This window comes from Sandarakinorhabdus cyanobacteriorum, from assembly GCF_002251755.1.
GTDB lineage: Bacteria > Pseudomonadota > Alphaproteobacteria > Sphingomonadales > Sphingomonadaceae > Sandarakinorhabdus > Sandarakinorhabdus cyanobacteriorum.
In genome coordinates this window covers 36,014-58,278 of record NZ_NOXT01000126.1, presented here as the reverse complement: position 1 = coordinate 58,278, position 22,265 = coordinate 36,014, and the positions used below count along the sequence as shown (strand labels likewise).

Here is a 22,265-nt window from a genome sequence, read left to right as displayed (position 1 = left end):
AGCGGGGTCTAAGCCCCCGGCCATGGGCATGAACATCGCATATCTGGGCCTGGGCGTGATGGGGGCGCCGATGGCCCGGCATCTGGCTGCCGCCGGCCACACCCTCACCGTCTACAACCGCACCCTGGCCAAGGCCGAGGCCTGGGTTGCCGCCCATGGCGGGCGCAGCGCCGCCACCCCGGCCCAGGCGGCGGCGGGGGCCGATGTGGTGATTGCCTGCGTCGGCGCCGATGCCGATCTGGAGGCGGTGACGCTGGGCCCGGATGGCGCCTTTGCCGCCATGACGCCCGGTGCGCTGTTCATCGATCACACAACCGTTTCGGCTGCCATTGCCCGCCGGCTGGCCGGCGAGGGCGAAACGCGCGGGTTGCTGGTGGTGGATGCACCGGTGTCGGGCGGGCAGGCCGGGGCCGAGAATGGCAAGCTGACCATCATGGTGGGCGGCAGTGACGCCGCCTTTGCCGCGGCCGAACCGGTGATGGCCGCCTATGCCACCCGCATTGGCCATATGGGCCCGGCCGGCAGCGGGCAATTGACCAAGATGGTCAACCAGTTGTGCATCGCCGGGATCCTGCAGGGCCTGTCGGAAGGGCTGGCGCTGGGCCTGAAGGCCGGGCTGGACATGGATGCGGTGGTGGCGGTGATTTCCAAGGGTGCGGCGCAAAGCTGGCAGATGGACAATCGGGCGCACACCATGGTGAGGGGCGAATTTGGTTTCGGCTTTGCGGTGGACTGGATGCGCAAGGATCTCGGCCTGGCGCTGGACGAGGCGCGGCGCCTGGGCGTGCCGTTGCCGCTGACGGCGCTGGTCGATCAATTCTATGCCGATGTGCAGGCCATGGGCGGCAACCGCAACGACACCTCCAGCCTGATCCGCCGGTTGGTGAGATGAGCCTGAACTGGCGCCAGGCGCGGCTGCCCGATGATGCTGCGCTGCTGATCGATCTGAATGCCGAATATCTGCAATTCGTGTTCGACGGCGTGGCCGCCCGCTTTCCGGTGACGCTGGCCGATATTTTCCCCGGCGGCGATATTCGAGCCTATCTTCCTCAATCGCTTCCGAAAATTGTCGGCAACGGGCCGCCGGAAAGCCTGTTCCACATCGTGGAGGATGCTGGCGTGCCGATCGGCATGGGCGGGGTGCGGCCGGTGCGGCCGGGCATTTGCGAGATGAAGCGCGTCTATGTGCGCGAAGCGGCGCGCGGGCGCGGGTTGGGCCGGCAGCTGGTGGACAGGTTGATCGCCGATGCCCGGTCCTTTGGCTATCAACAGATGTTCCTGGACACGGCGCCGACACTGACGGCGGCAATTGCACTTTACGAAACACTGGGCTTTGCCCGCATCCCGGCCTATCCTGAGGTGGAGGTGCCGGCGATCATGCACCCGCATTGGATTTTCATGTCCAAAGCATTGAAATAAACGGGGAATATCATGAAGAAACTGTTGTTTGCGCTGGCGCTTGGGGTGTCGCTGCCGGCGCTGGCCGATACGGTGTACCACAATGCCAATGGCTATACGCTGGATGGCAAGGGCGACCTGCACCGCTTTGCCGCGCTGGTGGTGGGCGATGACGGCAAGGTGAAGGCGACGCTGCCGGCCAATGCCGCGCTGCCGGCCGGCACAAGGGTGGGCATGAAGGGTGCCACCCTGTGGCCCGGCCTGATCGATGCGCATGGCCATGTCACCCGGCTGGGCGAATTGAAACTGGTGGTCGATCTGCGCGACACCGCCTCCATCCCCGAGGCGCTGGGCCGCATCAAGGCCGGCATGCCCGCGGCCGGCTGGATCATCGGGCGCGGCTGGAACCAGGAGCGCTGGTATGCCGATGGCAAGTTGATCGGGCGCTTTCCAACCGCGGCAGAGCTGGACAGCGTGACCGGCGACCGCCCGGCCTGGTTTGACCGGGTGGACGGCCATGCCGGCTGGGCCAACACCGCCGCCATGAAGGCCGCTGGCATCACCCGGGACACCAAGGACCCGCCCGGCGGCCAGATCATCCGCGATGCCGCCGGCAACCCGACCGGCGTGTTCGTGGACAAGGCGATGGCGCTGATCGACGCGGTGGTGCCCGCCGATGACGAGGCGCGCATGGAGCTGGTGCTGCAGAAGTCGCTGGAGACCATGGCCGAAGTCGGCCTGACCGGTGCGCATGATGCTGGCGCGTCGGTGGCCGAGTGGAAGCGGTTCGTGCGCTTTGCCGAAAGCGGCCGGCTGACGGCGCGGCTGTATGTGATGGCCTATGGCCCAGACAACCGCAAGGCGATCGCCCCAAAGGGCCCCATCAAGTGGGGCTGGAATGACACGCTGTCGATGCAATCGATGAAGCTGGTGTCGGACGGGGCGCTGGGCAGCCGTGGCGCCTATCTGATCAAGCCTTATGCCGACATGCCGAACACCCGCGGGCTGCAGATCCTGAACCCGGATCAGTTGAAGACGCTGATCACCGAAGCCAGCCGCGATGGCTTCCAGGTCAATGTCCACGCCATTGGCGACCAGGCCAACCGGTCGACCATGGCGGCCTTTGCCGCGGTGCCGGCGGCCGAGCGCGCTGCCTTGCGCCACCGCAACGAACATGCCCAGATCCTCGACATGGGCGATCTGCACACCTTTGTTGACCTGAACGTCATCGCTTCGATGCAGCCCACCCATGCCACGTCGGACAAGGGCATGGCCGAAGCCCGGCTGGGCGAGGACCGGCTGGGCGGCGCCTATGCCTGGACCGCGCTGAAGAAGAGCGGCGCGCAGCTGGCGCTGGGCAGCGATTTCCCGGTGGAACCGCCCGATCCGATGTTCGGCGTCCACGCCGCCGTGACCCGGCAATCGCGCGACGGCCTGCCGGCCGGCGGCTGGCGCCCGTGGGAGAAATTGAGCCTGAAGGATGCGCTGGCCGGCTTCACCATCTGGGCCGCGCGGGCCGGCCATGCCGAAGACAAGGTGGGCACGCTCGAGCCGGGCAAGTGGGCTGATTTCATCACGCTGGAGCGCGACCCGTTCGCCGCGCCGGAAGGCGAATTGTGGTCGATCAAGGTGACCGGCACCTGGCTGGCAGGCAAGCAGGTGTTCCAGCGCAAGTGAGGCTTTGATCCTCCCCCTTTTGGGGGAGGTGCCCGCAGGGCGGAGGGGGCGGATAGGACCGCGCTTGCCGGCCCCTCCGTCACGCTTCGCGTGCCACCTCCCCATCCTGCGGCTGGGGAGGAGGATTTTTGCTGAATTTTCAGGGAGCGGGGTGATTATCGCCTGAAATGGGGCGTGTAGGACAGGTCATGGTTCAGGCCCTTGAAAATGCAGCGGAAAAAATGTCGGCGGCGGCCGGATTGGGTGGAATGTTGGGATTCGCAGGCCATTTTGTGTGGCAGAAGTGGCCAATCTTGTGCCCGCCATTGCGTGCGCGGTGACCGCAGGTTGCGCGCCGGTGACCGCAACCCGTGCGGCGGTGACCGCGCTTCTTGCTGGCGTGACGGATCATGGCATGCCAGTCTCCACAAAAATATGGGGAGGTTGGACATGGCCGATTTCAGCATGAACCGCCGGCAACTGCTGGCCAGTGGTGCTGCGCTGGCAGCAGCACCGGCCCTGGCACAGACACCGGCGGCGGCCGATGATGCCACCGCGCTTGCCGCCCGCATCCGCAGCGGGGAGACGACGGCGCGCGAGGCCGTGCTGGCGGCGCTGGACCGGGCCGAGGCGGCGCAGGCCAAGCTCAATTTCGCCATCCTGATTGACAGGCCCGGTGCCGTGTCGCGCCTGCCGGCCGGCGAGCGCACGCCGGCGATCCCGACTTTCATCAAGGATCTGAATGACTACAAGGGCTGGCCAACCCGCAACGGCAGCCGGGCGTTCGAGAATGTGCCGCCGGCCACCGCCAACGAGCGGTTTGTCGATGCCTTTTGCCAGATGAACGTGAACCCCATCGGCAAGACGGCGACTCCGGAATTCGGCCTGATGTGCGTGACGGAGCCCCTGTCCCACGGGCCCACCCGCAACCCGTGGAACCCGGATTTTTCCACCGGCGGATCGTCGGGCGGCAGCGCGGCGGCCGTGGCGGCCGGGGTGGTGCCGCTGGCCCATGCCAATGATGGCGGCGGTTCGATCCGCATCCCGGCCAATCTGTGCGGCCTGTTCGGGTTCAAGCCCAGCCGCAACCGGCTGGCCGGCCAGAAGAAGGAGGACAATCCCGCCGAGGTGGCCGTGGACCATGTGCTGACCCGCAGCGTGCGTGATGCCGCGCTGACCATGGCCAGCCTGCAGGGCGCCGATGTGCCCGGCATGGTGGCGATCCCGCGCCTGAGCGGCCCGGTGGGGGCACGCTTCCGCATCGGGGTGATCACCGCCGGGGCCGACAATGCCCAGCCCGATGCCGAGGTTCTGGGCGGCCTGATACGCACCCGCGAGCTGCTGAAGTCCATGGGCCACACTGTGTTCGATGTCGCCTGGCCGTTTGATCCGCAGGCCTTTGCCCGCGATTTCACCCTGTTGTGGGCGATGGGCGCGGCCGGCGCGGTGGCCGGTGTGAACAAGGCGTTCGGTGCCGATGGCGTGGCCAGGCTGGAGCCACTCACCCGCTATCTGGCTGGCATGGGCGCCGGCGTGTCGCCCGCCGATGCCGGGGCGCTGATGGGCCGCCTGGCCGGCTATCGCGATGCCTACAACGCCAGTTTCCGCGAGCATGACCTGCTGTTGACCCCGGTGCTGGCCCGCCATGCCATTCCGGTGGGCCTGTTGGGCCATCACCGCCCGCCGGCCGACGTGATGGCCGACATGATGCGCATCGTCGCCTATACCCCGGTGCAGAATCTGACCGGCGCGCCTGCGATGAGCGTGCCGATCATGACCACCACATCGGGCCTGCCGCTGGGCATGCATTTTGCCGGGCGGCGCGGCGATGATGCCCGGCTGCTCGATCTGGCCTTCCAGCTGGAACAGGCGGCGCCCTGGGCGCAGCGGCGGCCGCCGATCTGGTTTGGCTGAACCGGCTGCCGCTTTGCGGTGGATTTTGCCGGTTCATCCGTTATGCAGGCGGCAATTCGCCCCTATTGAACCGCCGGATGCTGCCATGACCCGTTCGCCGCTTGCCCTGTTCCGTCTTGTCCTGCTGGCCGGCGGGGCCGGCGCTGGTGCCGCCCAGGCACAAAGCGTGACGATCAGCGCCAACCAGACCACGCCGATCAGCACCGCCACGGCCAGCAATGGCCAGCCGGCCGATGTGACGGTGAACACCGGCATCAGCGTGACCGTGGCCGACGGCACCGCCGCCACCATCAACAGCGCCAACAGCATCACCAACAACGGCACCATCAGCAACAGCGGCTCCACCGGCGTGGTGGGTGTGCGCATCAACACCGATGCGACAACGGCCGGCAATTTCACCAACAACGGCACGGTTTCGATCACCGGCACTGCCACCGGCGGCACCGGCAACATCGGCCTGTGGGTGGCCGGGGCCGGCACGTTGACCGGCACGATCGGCGGCAGCACCCTGTCGCGCTTTGCCGTGACCGGCGACAATGCCACCGGCGTGCTGATCGCGGCACCGGTGGTGGGCAACATCACCCTGGGCGGCGTTTCGGTGGCCGGCACCGGCAGCCGCGGCATCGTGGTGGCAGCGCCGGTGGTGGGCAATATCCAGACCTATGGCACGCTGGGCGCCACGGGCGCTGGCAACACCGGCCTTGCCATCCTGGCCCCGGTGACCGGCCGGGTGACCAGCGGATCGGGCATTGTGGTGGGGGCTGATCAGGGCTTTGCCGCCAATGGTTCGCTGATCGATGCCGTGGCCGGCGTGGCCGGCGTGCGCATCGGCGCATCGATCAGCGGCGGCTTTGTCAACGATCGCTATTTCGTGGATGCGACGGGCGTGGTGCAGCCGCCGCCGGCCAGCGGCAGCACCACCACCAACACGCTGGTGGTGGGCAGCATCACCACCTATGCCGGCACCCCGACGATCATGGTCGCGCCGGCCGGTGATGGCAATGTGGCGCTGGGCGCGGTGGGGAGCGATGGCGATGGCTTTGCCCTGATCAACCGTGGCCGGCTTTCGGCCCAGGGGCGCACCCGTGGCACGGCGCAGAGTGGCATCGTTGTGGGGGCCGCCGGGCTGGCGCCGGGCCGCGTCACGCTGGATGGCGGCATCAGCAACCAGGCCAATGCCGATCTTTCGGTGGGGGCGGTGGATGGCACCGCCATTGCCATCGACGTGCGCGCCGGGGCCAGCGTGCCGCGCATCAGCAATGCCGGCACCATCACGGCGGCGACCGTGCTGACCCCGGCATCGGGCAGCACCCCGGCGGGCAGCGGCGGCGTGGCTTCGGCGATCGTGGCACAGGCCGGCAGCAGCCTGGCCAGCGTGGTCAACAGCGGCAGCATCGGCGTGCAGGCCAGCGGCAACAATGCCGGCTTTGGCATTGTCGATCTGGGCGGCAGCCTGACCAGCATCAGCAACACGGGCACCATCCAGGTGACGGCGGCCAGCGGCCAGGCGGCGCGCGCCATCGATCTTTCCGCCAGCACGGCCGCCGTGGCGATCAGCAACAGCGGCAGCATCACCGGCGACATCGTGGGCGGCAACGGCGCCACCGCCGTGACCCTGACGGGCGGGCGCATCACCGGCCGGCTGGCGCTGGGCAGCGGTGCCAACAGCCTGGCATTGTCGGGCGGGGCGGTGATCACCGGCCCGGTGACCAGCGGCGGCACGCTGGCGCTGTCGATTGCCGGGGCGACCGGGCTTGATCTGTCGGCCGGCACCACGCCGACGCTTTCCAGCCTGACGATGAGCGGGGCAAGCAGCCTGACCATCGCCGTGCGGGGCGGCCAACCCGGGCTGGTGGTGACGGGCGCGGCCAGCTTTGCCGACACGGCCAGGCTGAAGGTGGCGGTTTCGGGGGTGGCCAACAGCCAGACCTTGACCCTGTTGACCGCTGCGGGCGGCATCACGGCGGCCAGCAGCGCCAATCTGGTGGACACGGCCAGCGTGCCGTTCCTCTACTCGCTGGGCAGCGCCCAGGTGGGCGCCAATGCCGTGACGGTGACGCTGAACCGCAAATCGGCGGCGCAGGTGGGCCTGGCCAGCGGTGTGGCCAGCTTCTTCGACCAGTCGCTGGCGGCGCTGGCCAATGATGCCAGCTTTGGCCCGGCGATCGCCAATCTGGGCAGCCAGGCCGAACTGCTGGCCGCCTATCGCGTGCTGACGCCGGCGACGTTCAGCGCCGCGCCGCTGCGCATGGCCGCCAGCCTGGCCGATGCCGGGCAGGGCGCGGTGGCGCAGCGCCTGACCGCGCTGCGGCTGGGCGGCAGCCGTGACGAGCTGGGCAATCTGAATGGCCTGACCTTGTGGGCGCAGGAAAATGGCAATTTCATCCGCCAATCGGATGGTGCCAACACGCCGGGGTTCAGCGGCAACATGCTGGGCCTGGCGCTGGGCGTTGATCTGCCGGTGATCGGGCTGGATGCGGTGGGCGTTGCCTACAATATCGGCTGGTCTGACGTGCGCTATGGCGGGGTGGCCGGCAAGCCGCTGCTGATCACCACCAACCAGGTTGATGTGTATCTGGCCAAGCGCTTTGGCGGGTTCTTCGTGGCGGCCAGCGGCAATTATGGCTTCAGCAATTACAGCTCGCGCCGGGAATTCAGCTTTGGCACGCAGACGGGGGCGATCACGGCGGCATGGCGGGGCACCAGCTATGGCGCGACCGGCACGCTGGGATATAGTTTCAAGACCGGGCGGCTGGCGATCATGCCGACGAACAGCATTGCCTTCCTGAAGCTGCAGCAGAATGGCTTCACCGAAACCGGCGCTGGCGGCGCGGCGGTGACGATGGACCGTTCGAACCAGACGCTGACCACCAACACGGCGGCGGTGACGGCGGATTATGTCGTGCCGTCGGGCGATGGCGCCTGGCGGATTGGCCTGCGCGGCGGCTATGTCAGCCAGTTGGGCGCGTCGGCGCTGGGGCTGACCGGGCGCTTTGCCGGCGGCGGCACCGATTTCGTGCTGAACGCCGATGCGATCCGGCCGAGCGAGCTGCAGGTGGGCGGGCAATTTGCCTATGCCGGCGGCGGCTTTGTGGCGGTGGTGGGCTATGACCGGCGGCAGGCGAGCGGGTTCACCTCGCAATCGCTGATGGCCTCTCTGCGCTTTGCCATGTGATATCAGAAGGTTGAGCCGATGAATCTCACGCGTTTTGCCCGCCGCCGTTACACGCCTGGGTTCACCCCGCTGGAGGCGATGCCCCGGCTTTCGGCCCTGCTGGGCGCTGATCTGTGGATCAAGCGCGACGATCTTCTGGGCCTGGCCGGCGGCGGCAACAAGACCCGCAAGCTGGAATTCCTGGTGGCCGATGCGCTGGCGGGAGGGGCCGACACGCTGATCACCGTGGGGGCGCCGCAATCCAACCATTGCCGGCTGACGCTGGCGGCGGCAGCCAAGGAGGGCCTCGCCTGCCGGCTGGTGATCGAGGAGCGGGTGCCCGGCAGCTACAGCCCGGTGGCGCTGGGCAACAATCTGCTGTTTGACCTGATGGGCGCGGAGAGCATCCGCATGGTCAAGGCCGGCAGCGATCTTGCCGCCGAACTGGCCGAGGAGGCCGCGGCGGTGACGGCGGCTGGGCGCAAGCCCTATGTGATCGTCGGCGGTGGCTCCAACCCGCTGGGCGCGCTCGGTTATGCGGCCTGCGCGCAGGAAATCATGGCCCAGGCCTTTGATGCCGGGGTGGCGTTTGACCGGATCGTGGTAGCATCGGGCAGCGCCGGCACCCACAGCGGGCTGATCGCCGGGCTGGTCGCGTTGAACGCCGGGATCCCGGTGACCGGCATCAATGTGCGCCGGCCCCGCGCCGAGCAGGAAGCCAATGTTCTGAAGCTGGCCGAGGCCACGGCCGATCTGCTTGGCACGCCGCGCCCGCAGGCGGCGGACATCGTGGCGCTCGCCGATTGGGTGGGGCCCGGTTACTCGCTGCCCACGCGCGAGATGGTGGAGGCGGTACGGCTGGTGGCGCGGAGTGAGGGCATCTTGCTCGACCCGGTGTACAGCGGCAAGGCGATGGCCGGTCTGATCGCGCTGGCGCGGGCCGGGGCGTTCACGGGCGAGCGGGTGCTGTTCCTGCACACCGGCGGTTCGCCCAGCCTGGCCGCCTTTGCCGACGTGTTGCGCGATCCCGCCTTCAACTGATGCCATCCTTTCGCACCATCGGCGTGATCGGCGGCATGGGGCCGGCGGCCACGGCCGATTTCCTGGGCCTGCTGGTGGCCGGGGTGGCGGCGGCGCGCGATACCGATCACCCGCGCGTGCTGATCGATTCCAACCCGCATGTGCCTGATCGCAACGCGGCGGCCCTGCACGGCGCAGCCTCCCCCGGTCCGGCGCTGGCGGCGATGGCGCACGGGCTGGTGGCGCAGGGGGCGGAGGTGCTGGCGATGCCGTGCAACGCCGCCCATGGCTGGGCCGATGCCATCACCGCTGCGCCCTTCATCTCGATGATCGATGCCGCCGTCGCCGAGGCCATGGCGTATTGCCCACAGGCGATCGGCGTGCTGGGCGTGGGGGCGACGCTGGCGCTGGACCTTTATGGCAGGGCCAGCCCGGTGCCGGTGCTGGCCGGCGATCTGGCCGTGGTGCAGCCGGCGGTCAATGCCATCAAGGCCGGGGACACCGGCGCTGCGGTGCGGCTGGCGCTGGCCGGCGAGGCGGCGCGGCTGCGCGATGCCGGGGCCGAGGTGATCATTGCCGCCTGCACCGAGGTGCCACTGGTGCTGCGTGCCGGCGATGTGCCGCTGCCGCTGATCAATTCCACCGCCGCGCTGGCCCGCGCGACATTGGCGGCGGCCCGTTTGCCCGATAGGGTGGCGCCATGATCAGCACCACCACCGCCGCCGTCCTTTCTGCGATGGGCGCTGCCCAGCCTTATGCCGGGAGTCGGCCGCTGGCGCTGAAGATTCTGGACCTGGCGCCACCGGGTCCGGGCGAGCTCCTGGTGGCCATCGAGGCGGCTGGCCTGTGTCACAGCGATTTGTCGGTGGTGAACGCCGACCGGCCGCGGCCGATGCCGATGGCGCTGGGGCATGAGGCGGTGGCGCGGGTGATCGCCGCCGGGCCGGGCGCACGGTTGCAGCCCGGCGCGCGGGTTGTGATGGCGTTTCTGCCGGCCTGTGGCCATTGCGGTGCCTGCCATGCCGGCGAACCTTGGCTGTGCAGCAATGGCGCGGCGGCCAATGGCAAGGGCGAATTGCTGGGCGGCGGTTTCCGGCTCAGCGATTGCGGCCATCCGGTGCACCATCATCTGGGGCTGTCGGCCTTTGCCAGCCATGCCGTGATCGATGAACGCAGCTGCGTGGTGATCGATGATGATATTCCGGCCGAGATTGCCGCGCTGTTCGGCTGCGCGGTGCTGACCGGGGTGGGCGCGGTGTTCAATTCGGCCGTGGTGCGGCCCGGCGAGAGCGTGGCGATCTGGGGCCTGGGCGGCGTGGGGCTGGCCGCCCTGCTGGGCGCGGTCGCGGCCGGGGCGGAGCCGTTGATTGCCATTGATCCGGTGGCGGAAAAGCGGGCACTGGCGCTGGAGCTGGGCGCGCGCGCCGCCGTTGCCCCCGAAGACGCGGCGGCGGCCTTTGCCCAATATGGCAGCCCGCGTGTGGCCATCGAAAGCGTGGGCAGGGGCAGTGTGTTGGCGCAAGCCTATCGCACGGCAGCGCGCGGCGGCCGCATCGTCACCGTCGGCCTGCCCAACCCGGCTGACCCGTTCACCATCCCGGCGGTGAGCCTGGTGGCGGAAGCCAAGACGGTGATCGGCAGTTACATGGGATCGGCGGTGCCGGCGCGCGACATTCCGCGTTATATCGCGCTGTGGCGGGCCGGCCGGCTGCCGGTGGAACGGCTGCTGACCGGCGTGATGCCGCTGGCCGAGATCAACAGCGCGCTGGACGCGCTGGCCGGCGGCCAGGCGGTGCGGCAGATCCTGATCCCGTGAGGGGAGGCCAACATCCTCCCCCAGAGGGGGAGGATTGAGATGGTGGCGCTTGGGGCCATCTTGGGCCTCGTCATCGGCAGTTTTCTGGCCGTGCTCACCGCCCGCTGGCCACGGGGGGAGGCGATCACCGGGCGGTCGCGCTGTGATGGCTGCGGGGTGCAGCTGGGCGTGGCCGAACTGGTGCCGGTTCTGAGTTTCCTGTGGCTGCGCGGGCGGTGCCGCCATTGTGGCATGGCCATTCACCGGCGGCATCTGGCCATCGAACTGGCCGGCGCCGTGGTGGGTGCGGTGATGCTGGCGCGCTGGCCGTTGCTGGCCGGGTTGGCGGCGGCGGTGCTGGGCTGGTGGCTGCTGGCGCTGATCGTGCTGGATGCCGAGCATCATTGGCTGCCTGACCGGCTGACGCTGCCGCTGATTCCGGCCGGGCTGGTGCTGGGCCAGTGGCTGGGCTTTGCGAGCCTGTGGGATCGCCTGTTCGCGGCGCTGTTGGGCTTTGCCGTGCTGGCGGCGCTGCGGCTGGGTTGGCGGCTGCGCACCGGGCGCGAGGGCATGGGCGGCGGCGATCCCAAGCTGATGGCCGGCATCGGCGGGTTGGTGGGCGTGTTGCCGCTGCCGATCATCCTCACCGGCGCGGCGCTGCTGGGGCTGGGCCTGGCGCTGCTGGACGCGGCGCGCGGGCGGGCCGTGAGCGGCACCACGGCGCTGCCGTTCGGAGCGTTGCTTGCCGGCATGACGCTGATATTGCTAATGATCGGTCGAGGCTGGTGGGAGCTGCTGCGATGAGATTTTCCGGTGCCCAGCGCGTGCCCGACAGCCGCGTCGAGATGTTCATCCGCAAGAAATTCCTGAGCGCGGACGAGTGCAGCGGCCTGATCGCCCTGATCGATGGCCTGCGCCGGCCGTCCACCATCACCGATGCCTATGGCGCCGATGCCGATTTCCGCACCAGCGAGACCGCCGATCTGCCCGGCGATGACCCGCTGGTGCGCGACGTCTATGCCCGGCTCGCCGATTATGCCGGCCTGCCCATCGCCCATGCTGAGCTGTTGCAGGGCCAGCGCTATGCCCCCGGCCAGCAGTTCAAGGCCCACACCGATTATTTCGAGCCGACCGGCCTCGATTATTTCCCGCACACCGAAGATGGCGGCCAGCGCAGCTGGACCATGATGGTCTATCTGAACGAGCCGAGGGCCGGCGGGGCGACGCGCTTCGTGCATCTGAACAAGCTGATCCAGCCCGAAACCGGCAAGCTGGTCGCCTGGCACAACCGCACCGCCGATGGCGGGGTGAACGCCAACACGCTGCACGCCGGCATGCCGGTCAGGGCGGGCACGAAATATGTCATCACCGCCTGGTTCCGCGACGGGCCAAGGGCGCGTCCGCCGGTTTGGTGAGGGGCCTTGATCCTCCCCCTTTGGGGGAGGTGCCCGCAGGGCGGAGGGGGCCTTGGCTTCAAGTGGGCGCCCCCTCCGTCGCCTGCGGCGCCACCTCCCCCAGAGGGGGAGGATGGTTCATGTCGCGCTGGGAAGAAAAGGCCGCCGGTGAGGGGGCTCACCGGCGGCAGTTCAGGGGATGATGAAAAGGGTCAGAATTTGGCGCTGAGGCTGGCCTGGAAGCTGCGGCCCAGCACATAGGTGTTGGTGTCGACCCGGCTGGCGTTCAGGCGCTGGAATTCCTGGTAGCGGGTGTTGGTGAGGTTGCGGCCTTCCAGCTTGGCTTCGATTTCCTTGCCGAAGATCTTGAAGCCCTGGCGGATCACCACATCGAGGCGGATGCCCGGCTTTTCGACCAGATCGGGCTGGCCCGACGGGCCGCGGAAGGCGACGCGGTTGCTGGCATAGTTGAACAGGATGGTCTGTTCCGACAGGCCGGCATCATCCTGGAAGCCGAACTGCAGGTTGGCGACATGGTCGGACTGGCCGGTCAAAGGCAGCGAGCCGGTGCGGAAGATGTCGGTCGCCGGCACCACCTGGCCGGACAGCGGGAATCGGGTGGTGTCCCCGGCCTTCACGCGGATCTGGCTGTCGGTGTAGGTATAGTTGGCCGAGACGAAGAAGCGGCGGGTTTCGAACAGGCCGCCCCACGACGACAGGTCGAAATATTTCTGCGCTTCGATTTCGGCGCCATAGAGCCGGGCGTTGGGGGCATTGGCAAAGGTGTTCTGGAAGGTGCCGCCCTGCACGAAGGCGATGGCATCGATCGGCTTGTCGATATCCTTGTAGAAGGCGCCGACGGCCAGCCGCTCATCCCGGCCGAAATACCATTCGTAACGGCCTTCGATGTTGATCAGCTCCGAATTTTCAAGGAACTGGTTGCCAAAGCTCAGGCGGTCGCTGTCGGTGTCGAAATAGGGCTGCGGCGCCAGTTCGCGGAACTGCGGGCGGGCCACGGTTTTCGACGCCGAGAAGCGGAACTGCATGTCTTCGGCGAAGTTCCAGGTGAGGGTGGCGGCCGGCAGCCAATAATCCTGGTTGATGTTGGTGGGCGTGTTGAAGGCCGAACCGGGGTTGGCGTTGAACACATCCTGCGGGACCACGCGCTGCTTGCCGCTTTCATAGCGCACGCCAAGCACGACCTGCACGCCGTCCGCCGGCTCCAGCTCCACCTGGCCATAGCCGGCATTCACCGTCAGATCCGCCTCATAGCGCGGGGCGACGGTGGAGATGGTGTTGAGGATGATGCCGTAGGTGTAGACGTTGAAATCCGACAGCAGGAAATCCGGGCGCTGCTGCGTGACGGCACCGGGCAGGGCGGCGTTGGACTGGTAGCGATAGTCGAAGCGTTCCGACAGGCGCTCCGCCTTCGAAAAGGCATAGCCGGCGGCGAGGCGGATCGGGAAGGGGCCGCCGCGGATCTTGTAGCCGAGATCGAGCCCGGCGCCGTACACATCCTCGTTCAGGCGGCTGAACGACACCAGGCTGGATTGGCCCGGCGAGCGCAGATCATTGACGAAATCATTGAACTGGGCCGAGAAGGCATAGTTGTTGAAGCGCTCGTAGGGGGCGAGGCGCTTGGAGTTGGCATAGGTGCCGCGCACATCGAGGGTGAGATTGTCCCACTTGAATTCGCCGACCAGCTGCGTGTCGATCAGCTGGCGGCGGAACTGCGCGGTGGCGTTCCTTTGCAGCAGCACGTCGCGGCCGACATTGATGTCGTCAAAGCCGGACTGGATGCGGGCTTCCTTGATGGTGTCGTTCACATAGACATTGACGAAGCGCAGCTTGTGATCGCCGAACTCGGCCCCGACCGAGAACAGCCCGTTCAGCACGCTGCGGAATTCGGTGGCGGCGAAGTTGAAATCCTGATCGGCCAGCAGCGCGGCATTGGCGCCGGTGCCGGTGGCGCCACCCGACAATTGCTGCTTGCCGGCCTTGGTCTGCCAATCGTTGGAGAAGCCGGCGGCAAACACGAAGCCCAGGCGCGCATCGCCCACGTCAAAGGCGCGGCCGCCCGACATGTTCACGCTCCAGTTCACCGGGATATTCTCGTTGCGGAAGATCACGTTGGTGGCGGCGTTGGCCAGATCGGCGGTGATGTCCTGCAGCTGGCGCAGGTTGAAATTGCCACCCACGGCGAGCGCGCGGCCACTGTCCTGGCTGGCGCGCAGGCCCTGCGGCAGGTTGCGGGTGCCATCGTCAAAGCCGGTCCAATCCTTGGTGCCGCCGGCATAGACATAGCCCAGCTGGCCGGTGGTGGCCGAATTGGCGCCGATGCTGCCGCCCACGTTGAAGAAGGGATCCTTGGGCACGGCGCGGGTGGTGAGGTTGATGACGCCGCCGCCGAATTCGCCGGGGAAGTTCACCGAATAGCTTTTCTGCACCACGCTGGAGGCGAGGACCGAGGTGGGGAAGAGATCCAGCGGCACGACGCGGCGCAGCGGATCGGGCGAGGGGATCGGCAAGCCGTTCAGCAGCGCCAGCGAATAGCGTTCGCCAAGGCCGCGGACATAGACGAAGCGGCCGCCCACGACGGACAGGCCGGTGACGCGCTTGAGGGCACCGGCAATGTCGCCTTCGCCGGTGCGGGCGATGTCGGCGGCGGACAGCACGGAGACCACTTCGCGGCTGGCGCGGATGGTGTTGGGGATGCGGGTGCCGACGACGACGATTTCATCATTGCCGCCGCCGGGGGCCGACACGTCAACCTCCTCCTCGGCCGGCGGTTCGGCGGCGGGGGTCGCCGCTGGGGCGGGCGGCGCGGCCTGCGCCAACGCCGGCGCGGCAAGGCCGGCCAGCATGGTGGTGGACAGGAGCAGGCGGATCATGGTCGTCATGGCAAAACCCCGGCAATGATGGGCAAAGGCCCGGCCGCCGGACTGGCAGCCGGGCCTTGGTTGGGGGATCAGCGGATCGGCGACGGCGCGGCTTCGCAGGCGGTGGCGCCAGCGCCCACGCCGCAGGTCCAGCCGGTGTACCAGGTGTCGGTGGCGTTGCGGAACGCGCCGACGAAGGTGGTTTCGTCGAAGAAGGTGCCGGTGCCGGTCAGCGCGGTGCGCGGATTGGTGGCGGTGGCGCCGGTTTCGAACGTGCCGGGCAGGAACAGGCTGGTGAGGGTGAGCGTCACCGGCGGCAGCAGATTGTTGTTGCCGGTGATGATCGGGGTGATGGTGGCCAGCGGCACATCGCTTTCGTCGCGGGCAGCGCCCGAGCAGCCGAAGATCACCGAACGGATCACCGGCGCGCCGGCCTCGTCGGCGGCGGCATCGGCCGCGGCCGCGGTCTGGGCGCCATCGATATCGAGGCACAGGCCGGTGGCGGTGCTGTTCTGGATGATGCCGTTGACCAGACCATAATCGGTGCCGCCGCGCAGCAGCACCGTGTCGGGGGTGCGGCGGCCGATGAAGGTGAAGTTGGCGATGCGCGGGTTGGAGCGCGGGGTGCGGGCTTCGCCGCCGGCGGTATCGGCTTCGATCACGCGGTCACCGCCGTCGGTTCGCTGCACCACCAGGGCATATTGGATCAGGCCCTTGTAGCCCAGATCGGTGTCGATGCTGTCATCGTCGGCGCCGGTGATGACGATATTCTTGTGGTTCACGCGGCCGCCGAACCATTCGATGCCATCATCCGAGCTGTTGTGGACCTGGATGAAGCTGGCGAAGGTGCCGGAGCCGACGCCGCCAAAGGTGATGCCGTTCAATTCGTTGCCGGAGCTGACTTCAAAGCCCGGATAGCGCACCTGGATGTAGGCGAGGCGGCCCGAATTGTCGGTTGGGCTGCCGCCGCCATAGAAGGCGCCGGTGAGGCCTTCGACCGCCGATTGGCAGCTGACCGTGCCCGGCGTGGCGCCGGCGCCAACGCAGGTGTGGATCGGTGCACGGCCGAGGATGACGATGCCGCCCCACTGGCCGATCGACGACGCGTTGACATTGCCTTCCATGTTGGAGCGGCTGGTGAAGACGATCGGGCGGGTGGCGGTGCCTTCGGCGAAGATCTGCGAGCCGCGGTTGACCACCAGCGCATCGGCGCCCGAGGAGCCGAAGATCACCACGCCGGGTTCGATGGTGAGGATGCCCTGCTGGCCACCGGCGGCCGGGGCAGCCGGATCAGCGCCCAGATCGATGCCCACATTGACGCGGCCCGACAGCGAATAGACGACACCGCGCAGGTTGGCGAGGGTGAGGCCGCCAGTGATGGTGCCGGAAATCTGGCAGTTCCTGAGATTGTTGATCACGCCCACGTTGGTCGTGCCGGTGGGGCAGCTGTCGGCCGGGCCGGTGGGGGTGGGCGTCGGCGTGGGGGTGGGCGCCGGGGCCGGGGCCGGCGGCGGGGTGACCAGCGTGCCTTCGCCCGGCGAGGCGATGTTGGAGGCGCCATCGCAGGCGGCGAGCGCCACGGCGGACGTGATCAGCAGCAGAGCGCGGAGGCGGGTGTTCATCGCATTGGTTCCTTGCGGCCCGGAAAAACAGCGGCAGGGAACGCCCGTCGGCCTTTGGATACGCCCCCGCATGGGCAGGCCATTAGGCGCGATTCGTGGCGGCCGGATTACGGCCGCGTTGCGGTTTTTGGGCAATCTGGTTGCGATAATGTGACAGCGATGGCTGTCAGGGGGCGACCCGCGCTTCGGCCTCGCGGCCGCCACGGCGATAGCGCAGGATCAACTGGCCATTGGCAGCAAGTTCCTGAGGAAGTTCGATAATCTTTTCCTCGGACAGCAATTGCTGGCCGTTGGCGCTGAGCAGGATGTCACCGGGTTGCAGGCCGGCGCGGGCCAGCATGGGCAGGGCCGCCAGGCTGCCCAGTTGCCAGCCAACCAACTGATTGCCGGACCGGATTTGTGACAGGGCCAACCGCCACGGGGTAGGGTCGTCGCCCGGTGGCCGGCTGGGGCCGGGGGCGGCCCTTGGCGCATCGGGAAAGGCCAGCGTCTGTTCCCCGGCCGGGCCGGCCAGGATGGCGCGGCCGGGCTCGGTGCGCAGCAGCTTCAGCCCGCCCGGCAGGCTGCGGCCCGGCGTGAGGCGATATTGCCGCCCGCCCGCCGTGATGATGGCCATGCCGCCATCGGGCCCGGTTCTGAGGCCGCTGAGGGCGAGATCGCCGGGCGCTGTGGCCGGCGCGGGTGGCGGCAGTGGCGCGGACACCGGCGCCGGCAATGCAGCAATGGGCGGTTCGGCCGGGGCTTCGGCGGATGGCCGCAGGATCGCCACCAGGGCCACCGACAATGCCAGCCCGCCGCCAACGGCCATCGCCCATTCCCGCGGGGTGGCCGTGACCATCAGCGGCAGCCCAGGATGCCGGCCACCGGGATGACCAGCGCGCTGCCATCGGCTTCGGTGACGGTCAGGCTGCCATCGCGCACCACGGCGCCGCCGCTGCCGGTGGGCAGGATCGTCACCGCCACATCCAATTGGCGCGCGGCCGAGCGGTAGCGGGCGTTGGGGGCAAAGCCCATCACGGCGCTGCCGCTGGCACTGGCCTGGGGCAGATCGATGAGCTGGCCATCGATGCGGGCGCGCAACGATGCGGTGGGGCTGGCGCTGAGCATGGCGATGCGCTGGCGGCTGGCCTTGTCCCACAGGAACAGGGCGCAGCGGCCGGGCTCCAGCTGTTGCGGCGGCAGTTCGGTGAGCGGGCCGGCAGCCGGCGCGGCGGCGGCGACCTGCAGGGCGATGAGCGCGGCGATCACCATGATCCCTCCTGCATGCGGGTGAGGCTGCCGCCATCGGCGCGGAACCCGGCGGCGGTGAGCGCCAGCAGTTCGGCCGGCGCGGCGCCGTTGATGCGGGCCACCACCTGCCAGCGACCAGGGCGGATGGCGATGTCGAGCCGCAGCCGGCCATCGGCACTGGCCAGCGGCAGATTGAGCGCCTCGCCAGCGCAGGCGGGGCTGCCCGACATTGTGGCCTGGCCGGCCACCGGGGTGGCAAGGGCGGCCGTGACCTGGCCGCTGGCGGATTGGCAGCGGCCAGCGCCATCCAGCGCCAGGCTGAGCCCGGCCAGATCGATGCTGCGGATGGGCAGGCCGGGCAGGGCGGCCCCGCTGATCCGGCCGGACAGGCCATCGGCCCCTTGCGCCCCGGCGCTGCGCCAGACCTGGCCCGACAGGCTGCCGGCGACCGCCCATTGCAGCCGGCCTTTCAACAGGGCCAGCGGCTGGGCCGAAAGGCCAAGATTGCCCAGCGTCACCGCGCCGGCCTGGGCATCAACCAGTTCGGCGCGCCACAGGCTGCCGGCAACGGCGCTGGCGGCGAGCGGCGGCGCCGGCAGGGCGAGGCGGGCCGGCAGGAAAGCGACAAGGCCGATGGCAAGCCCGGCGAGAAGCGGCATGACGCGCATCAGCTGGCCTTGCGCACGTTGAGCCGCAGGCGCACCGACTGGTCGCTGTTGCGGCTGGCCTCAAGCTCTTCCACCACTAGCCCGTCGCGTTGTTCCAGCGCGGCGGCCCAGCCGATGGCGAGGCGGCCGTTGATGGCGGCGATTTCGACGATGGCCTGGCCCGGCCCCTGCGCCTCCAGCCGGGCCGGCGTGAGGCCGGCTTCGGCCAGGCGGCGGCCGATCAGATCAAGCACCGGCCCGGCGGGCGGAGCGGGGCGGGCCTGGATGGCGGCGGCCAGCATGCGGGCATGGGCCAGCTGTTGCTGCGCGCTGCGCGCCTCCGCCAGCGCGGCTTCGCGGGCCAGGGCAAGCGGGCGCAGCAGGGCGAGCCAGAACAGCAGCGCGGCCAGCAGAGCGGCGGTGAGGGCGAGCAGCCATTGTTCGCGGCGCGAGCGCTGGCTCCACCAGGGGGAGAGGGCGGCCATCATCGCGTCACCGTCACCGGCGTGTCGCTGCCATCGGCGGTGGCGCGGGTGGCGCCGGCGCTGGCGGCCAGGCCGGCGCTGGTCAGGGCCTGCGCCAGGGCCTGCGCTTCCCCGGCGCCGCCGGCCACGCCGGCGACGAGGCCGGCTGATGGCGTGTAGCGCAAGGACGCCAGCGCCGCGCCTGGGCGGGCGGCGATGGCATCCACCACCGGACCGGCGATGGCGCCAAGCCCGCCATCGGCACCGCGCTGGCGGGCAAGGGCAGTGAGCGCCGCCACCGGATCATCGCTGCCGGCCGGCACCAGGCTGGTGGCGATGGCCTGCGCGTCGGCCGTGGCGGCGCTGGCGGCGCGTTTGGCCTGCACCAGCGCGGCGACATCGCCGGCCAGCCACAGACCGGCCAGCGCGGCGGCGAGCAGGCCGAGACGGCGGGCAAGGCCGGGCGGCGGCTGCCAGCGCGAGATGGGGGCATAATCGCCGGCCAGAAGATTGAGCGGCAGCGGGTCGGGCAGGGTGAAGCTGGCCGGGCTGGTGCCCGCATCGCCGATCAGCATGGCGGCCAGATCGGCTTCGACGGCAAAGCCCATGCTGGCACTGCGTGCGACCACCCGGCCGCCCGCCTGCCGCACGGCAAATCCGGCGGCGGGCGCGGGCAGCAGCAGCGGTTCGGGCACCAGGGCGGCGGGCGACAGGCCGGTACCGGCCAGCTCGGCCAGCCAGCCGGCCATGGCGCTGCGGGCGGTGACGGCGACGGCGCGCGGCCCGCTGCCGGGGGCGACGACGATATGGGGATCGGCTTCGGCCAGCGCCTCGCCCAGCATCAGCCGGGCGGCGGCAGCAGCTTGTGCCGGGGCGAGTTCGGGCAGATCGAGCCAGTGCAGCGCCACCGCTTCGCCCGGCACGGCAACGACCAGCGGCGCGGCGGCATCGGCCGGCGGCAGGCCATCACCGCTGGCGATCAGCCGGCCATTGTCGAGCCGCTGCCAGTGCGGCGACGGGGCAAGGAAGAGGAGGATCATGTGTCTGGCCCCCAGCGGCGCACCAGCAGCCGGGCTGGCCTGGTGCCGGCATCGAACAGCCCGCTGGCCTCCAGTGGCAGGCCGGGGGTGGCGGTTGCAAGCGAGAAGCGCACAAAACGGTCTTTCACGTCGATCTGGCGCAGCACATCGGCGGGCAGTTGGCGGCCGGCCAGCAGCGGCTGGGTCCAGAACTGATCGGGGCTGGTCCAGCCTGTGGCCGGGCGGGCGGCGATGGCATCGCGGGCGGTGGCGATGGGCAGATTGGCGATGGCGGCCAGCACCGGGGCATCGCCGGGCGTCAGGCTGTTGATGTTGAGCCGCGACAGCTCGGTTTCGGGCAGGGCGCACAGATGGGGGGCGGCGCGGGCGTGGATTTCGGGGGTGACCCCGGCGATGGCACGCCACTCGCTCACCTCGGCCAGCAGTGTCGAGGCCGTGCGATAGGGGGTGGCGGCGCGGGCATAGGCGGCATCCTCGGCGCCGCCGTTGCCGGGCTGTTGATCCATGTCGATCCAGTCGGCGGTGGCGCTGGCGATGCGGGCGGCCTCATCGGCCGGAACCTCGAGCAGGGTGAGCAGGCGGGCCAATTGTTCGACACCCAGCGGCCGTGTGGCGGTGCGGCCGGGCGGACCGCTGGCGGTGCTGTTGAGGTTGAGGCAATTGCCGCCGGGTGCCAGCTGCACCCGTGCGCTGCCGGCCGGCGTGTCGAGCCGGAACGGGCCGGCGGGCAGGCGGGGGAGGGGCAGGCGGGCGGCGATCATCGGCTCCGCCGCCAGCGCGGCGCTGCGCGCGGCATCGATGGCGGCGCGGCTGGCATCGAGATGGCGGGCGAGGCGCAGCCGGTCGAACAGGCTGGTCGACAGCGCGGCCATGATCCCGACCAGCACGAGGACGTTGATGAGGGCGGCGCCCTTTTCATCTTGTTTCATCGCGCCCCGCCCGGCCCGACCGGCAGCAGGAAGCGGATCTGGCCGATCGCCGGACCGCTGGCGGTGATTTCGATGGCGCGCGGCAGGGCGGAGGGTTCCGGGCGCGCCCAGCCGGATTGCCAGCCGGTGCCATCGTGGATGCGGATGGTCGCGTTGGTCACACCGTTCAGCAGGATGGCAGCGTCGCCGGGCGCTGTGCCATCGAGCATTGGCGCGGCGCGGCGGACGAGGGCGCCGTTTTCCACGGCCCAGCTGACACGCTGCAGCGAGGCGCGCGGGGACTGCGCCGGATTGGCCCAGCCGCGCCGCACCAGTGTGAACAGCGCGCAATCATTGGCGCTGAAGGCGGGGTGCGGCTGCCCCTGTTCGTCGCGCCAGGGCCGGGGCGCGGCCTGGGCGGCATCGGCGGTGAGCAGGCTGTGGGTGCGGGCGAGCGCGCCGGCGGCATCAGCGAGCCGGGTCGCCTGGGCGCTGGCATCGACACTGCCGGCCAGCAGCGCGGTGCCGGCGCTGGCCATCAGGCCGAAGATGGCGAGGCCGACGAGCAGTTCAATGAGGGTGAAGCCGTTTGAGACGGGTTGTGCTTGCGGCGCATTGCTGTGGCTGGTCCTCATCGCGGGCTCCACAGCAGTTGGTCGCTGGCGATGGTCTGGCCGCTGTCGCCTTCGACGCGCACGGCGATGCGGATGGTGCCGGGATCGGGGCCGGGGCTGGTCTGGCGCACCCAGGCCCAGTCGCGCGGGCCGGCGCGCTCGCGGCCCTGGGCCGGGGCGGGCGGGGTGGGCGATGCCCAGGCCTCCAGCGCCTGGTTGCGGGCGACGATGGCGGCAAGGCCGCGTTCGGAGACGGTGGTGGCGCTGGCGAGGCTGACGCCCTGCAGACGGATCAGCGCGACGGCGGCGAGTCCGAAGATGGCAAGGGCGACCATGACTTCGATGAGGGAGAAGCCGTTTGGGTGCAGGTGGCACGGGCGTGCCCCCTCCGTCAGCCTGCGGCTGCCACCTCCCCCAGGGGGGGAGGATCTGGTGGGGACGGGTTTGATGATCCTCCCCCCTTGGGGGAGGTGCCCGCAGGGCGGAGGGGGCGCAGTTGTGGCGGCAGGAGGGCGCGGGTGGTGCGGGCG

20 protein-coding genes are annotated in these 22,265 nt (G+C 69.6%); 10 read left to right on the top strand and 10 right to left on the bottom strand.

Annotation, left to right across the window (positions count from 1 at the left end; genetic code table 11):
* Window positions 1–22 precede the first annotated feature (22 nt).
* The 10 genes from CHU93_RS16615 to CHU93_RS16570 all read left to right on the top strand — a co-directional run bounded on the left by CHU93_RS16615 (window position 23) and on the right by CHU93_RS16570 (window position 12,352).
* Complete coding sequence (locus CHU93_RS16615; RefSeq protein WP_094475261.1) at window positions 23–892, top strand: NAD(P)-dependent oxidoreductase; 870 nt, start codon at window positions 23–25, stop codon at window positions 890–892.
* Complete coding sequence (locus CHU93_RS16610; RefSeq protein WP_094475260.1) at window positions 889–1,419, top strand: GNAT family N-acetyltransferase; 531 nt, start codon at window positions 889–891, stop codon at window positions 1,417–1,419. The genes CHU93_RS16615 and CHU93_RS16610 overlap by 4 nt, the downstream gene beginning before the upstream one ends.
* 12 nt (window positions 1,420–1,431) lie before the next feature.
* Window positions 1,432–3,075 (top strand): amidohydrolase, encoded by a 1,644-nt coding sequence (locus tag CHU93_RS16605; RefSeq protein WP_094475259.1) that lies wholly within the window; start codon window positions 1,432–1,434, stop codon window positions 3,073–3,075.
* A 429-nt stretch (window positions 3,076–3,504) separates the two neighbouring features.
* Window positions 3,505–4,968, top strand: a complete 1,464-nt coding sequence (locus CHU93_RS16600; protein WP_165768788.1) for an amidase family protein — start codon at window positions 3,505–3,507, stop codon at window positions 4,966–4,968.
* Between the two features lie 85 nt (window positions 4,969–5,053).
* Entirely contained in the window at window positions 5,054–8,143 is a 3,090-nt protein-coding gene (locus tag CHU93_RS16595) for an autotransporter outer membrane beta-barrel domain-containing protein (protein ID WP_094475257.1), read from the top strand.
* A gap of 18 nt (window positions 8,144–8,161) precedes the next feature.
* Entirely contained in the window at window positions 8,162–9,163 is a 1,002-nt protein-coding gene (gene cuyA / locus CHU93_RS16590; RefSeq protein WP_094475256.1) for a D-cysteate sulfo-lyase, read from the top strand.
* A complete protein-coding gene (cuyB, locus tag CHU93_RS16585) occupies window positions 9,163–9,846 on the top strand; it encodes a cysteate racemase (RefSeq protein ID WP_094475255.1) in 684 nt (227 codons plus the stop codon). Before cuyA ends, cuyB begins: the two co-directional genes overlap by 1 nt.
* On the top strand, window positions 9,843–10,958 hold the full coding sequence (locus tag CHU93_RS16580) for a zinc-binding dehydrogenase (RefSeq protein ID WP_094475254.1): 1,116 nt from the start codon (window positions 9,843–9,845) through the stop codon (window positions 10,956–10,958). Before cuyB ends, CHU93_RS16580 begins: the two co-directional genes overlap by 4 nt.
* 39 nt (window positions 10,959–10,997) lie before the next feature.
* Window positions 10,998–11,741: a prepilin peptidase gene (locus tag CHU93_RS16575; RefSeq protein ID WP_094475253.1), complete on the top strand. Its 744-nt coding sequence runs from the start codon at window positions 10,998–11,000 to the stop codon at window positions 11,739–11,741.
* Window positions 11,738–12,352, top strand: coding sequence for a prolyl hydroxylase family protein (locus tag CHU93_RS16570; RefSeq protein WP_094475252.1), 615 nt, complete (start codon window positions 11,738–11,740; stop codon window positions 12,350–12,352). The genes CHU93_RS16575 and CHU93_RS16570 overlap by 4 nt, the downstream gene beginning before the upstream one ends.
* Before the next feature lie 191 nt (window positions 12,353–12,543).
* Here the strand turns inward: CHU93_RS16570 and CHU93_RS16565 are convergent, their stop codons facing one another.
* The 10 genes from CHU93_RS16565 to gspI all read right to left on the bottom strand — a co-directional run bounded on the left by CHU93_RS16565 (window position 12,544) and on the right by gspI (window position 22,103).
* The gene (locus tag CHU93_RS16565) at window positions 12,544–15,222 is read right to left on the bottom strand and encodes a TonB-dependent receptor domain-containing protein (protein ID WP_341476599.1); all 2,679 of its coding nucleotides are present in this window, start codon (window positions 15,220–15,222) and stop codon (window positions 12,544–12,546) included.
* A gap of 77 nt (window positions 15,223–15,299) precedes the next feature.
* Window positions 15,300–16,832, bottom strand: coding sequence for a hypothetical protein (locus CHU93_RS16560; RefSeq protein WP_086117901.1), 1,533 nt, complete (start codon window positions 16,830–16,832; stop codon window positions 15,300–15,302).
* 166 nt (window positions 16,833–16,998) lie between these two features.
* Window positions 16,999–17,670, bottom strand: a complete 672-nt coding sequence (locus tag CHU93_RS16555; RefSeq protein ID WP_094475250.1) for a PDZ domain-containing protein — start codon at window positions 17,668–17,670, stop codon at window positions 16,999–17,001.
* Complete coding sequence (locus CHU93_RS16550) at window positions 17,670–18,083, bottom strand: hypothetical protein (RefSeq protein WP_094475249.1); 414 nt, start codon at window positions 18,081–18,083, stop codon at window positions 17,670–17,672. Before CHU93_RS16550 ends, CHU93_RS16555 begins: the two co-directional genes overlap by 1 nt.
* On the bottom strand, window positions 18,077–18,730 hold the full coding sequence (gene gspN, locus CHU93_RS16545) for a type II secretion system protein N (RefSeq protein WP_094475248.1): 654 nt from the start codon (window positions 18,728–18,730) through the stop codon (window positions 18,077–18,079). Before gspN ends, CHU93_RS16550 begins: the two co-directional genes overlap by 7 nt.
* Window positions 18,730–19,197: a type II secretion system protein GspM gene (gspM, locus tag CHU93_RS16540; RefSeq protein ID WP_094475247.1), complete on the bottom strand. Its 468-nt coding sequence runs from the start codon at window positions 19,195–19,197 to the stop codon at window positions 18,730–18,732. Before gspM ends, gspN begins: the two co-directional genes overlap by 1 nt.
* A complete protein-coding gene (gene gspL / locus CHU93_RS16535; RefSeq protein ID WP_094475246.1) occupies window positions 19,194–20,213 on the bottom strand; it encodes a type II secretion system protein GspL in 1,020 nt (339 codons plus the stop codon). The genes gspM and gspL overlap by 4 nt, the downstream gene beginning before the upstream one ends.
* Complete coding sequence (gspK, locus tag CHU93_RS16530; RefSeq protein ID WP_094475245.1) at window positions 20,210–21,142, bottom strand: type II secretion system minor pseudopilin GspK; 933 nt, start codon at window positions 21,140–21,142, stop codon at window positions 20,210–20,212. The genes gspL and gspK overlap by 4 nt, the downstream gene beginning before the upstream one ends.
* On the bottom strand, window positions 21,139–21,756 hold the full coding sequence (gene gspJ, locus CHU93_RS16525; protein WP_094475244.1) for a type II secretion system minor pseudopilin GspJ: 618 nt from the start codon (window positions 21,754–21,756) through the stop codon (window positions 21,139–21,141). Before gspJ ends, gspK begins: the two co-directional genes overlap by 4 nt.
* The gene (gene gspI / locus CHU93_RS16520) at window positions 21,753–22,103 is read right to left on the bottom strand and encodes a type II secretion system minor pseudopilin GspI (RefSeq protein ID WP_279354575.1); all 351 of its coding nucleotides are present in this window, start codon (window positions 22,101–22,103) and stop codon (window positions 21,753–21,755) included. Before gspI ends, gspJ begins: the two co-directional genes overlap by 4 nt.
* Window positions 22,104–22,265: the final 162 nt, after the last annotated feature.

Coding starts and splice junctions, on each gene's coding strand:
- gspM (WP_094475247.1), bottom strand. CDS start 19,197: ATGATGGCCGCCCTCTCCCCCTGGTGGAGCCAGCGCTCGCGCCGCGAA.
- gspL (WP_094475246.1), bottom strand. CDS start 20,213: ATGATCCTCCTCTTCCTTGCCCCGTCGCCGCACTGGCAGCGGCTCGAC.
- CHU93_RS16560 (WP_086117901.1), bottom strand. CDS start 16,832: ATGAACACCCGCCTCCGCGCTCTGCTGCTGATCACGTCCGCCGTGGCG.
- cuyA (WP_094475256.1), top strand. CDS start 8,162: ATGAATCTCACGCGTTTTGCCCGCCGCCGTTACACGCCTGGGTTCACC.
- CHU93_RS16610 (WP_094475260.1), top strand. CDS start 889: ATGAGCCTGAACTGGCGCCAGGCGCGGCTGCCCGATGATGCTGCGCTG.
- CHU93_RS16580 (WP_094475254.1), top strand. CDS start 9,843: ATGATCAGCACCACCACCGCCGCCGTCCTTTCTGCGATGGGCGCTGCC.
- gspN (WP_094475248.1), bottom strand. CDS start 18,730: ATGCGCGTCATGCCGCTTCTCGCCGGGCTTGCCATCGGCCTTGTCGCT.
- CHU93_RS16565 (WP_341476599.1), bottom strand. CDS start 15,222: ATGATCCGCCTGCTCCTGTCCACCACCATGCTGGCCGGCCTTGCCGCG.
- CHU93_RS16550 (WP_094475249.1), bottom strand. CDS start 18,083: ATGGTGATCGCCGCGCTCATCGCCCTGCAGGTCGCCGCCGCCGCGCCG.
- gspK (WP_094475245.1), bottom strand. CDS start 21,142: ATGAAACAAGATGAAAAGGGCGCCGCCCTCATCAACGTCCTCGTGCTG.
- CHU93_RS16575 (WP_094475253.1), top strand. CDS start 10,998: ATGGTGGCGCTTGGGGCCATCTTGGGCCTCGTCATCGGCAGTTTTCTG.
- gspJ (WP_094475244.1), bottom strand. CDS start 21,756: ATGAGGACCAGCCACAGCAATGCGCCGCAAGCACAACCCGTCTCAAAC.
- CHU93_RS16570 (WP_094475252.1), top strand. CDS start 11,738: ATGAGATTTTCCGGTGCCCAGCGCGTGCCCGACAGCCGCGTCGAGATG.
- CHU93_RS16555 (WP_094475250.1), bottom strand. CDS start 17,670: ATGGTCACGGCCACCCCGCGGGAATGGGCGATGGCCGTTGGCGGCGGG.
- cuyB (WP_094475255.1), top strand. CDS start 9,163: ATGCCATCCTTTCGCACCATCGGCGTGATCGGCGGCATGGGGCCGGCG.
- CHU93_RS16615 (WP_094475261.1), top strand. CDS start 23: ATGGGCATGAACATCGCATATCTGGGCCTGGGCGTGATGGGGGCGCCG.
- CHU93_RS16595 (WP_094475257.1), top strand. CDS start 5,054: ATGACCCGTTCGCCGCTTGCCCTGTTCCGTCTTGTCCTGCTGGCCGGC.
- CHU93_RS16605 (WP_094475259.1), top strand. CDS start 1,432: ATGAAGAAACTGTTGTTTGCGCTGGCGCTTGGGGTGTCGCTGCCGGCG.
- CHU93_RS16600 (WP_165768788.1), top strand. CDS start 3,505: ATGGCCGATTTCAGCATGAACCGCCGGCAACTGCTGGCCAGTGGTGCT.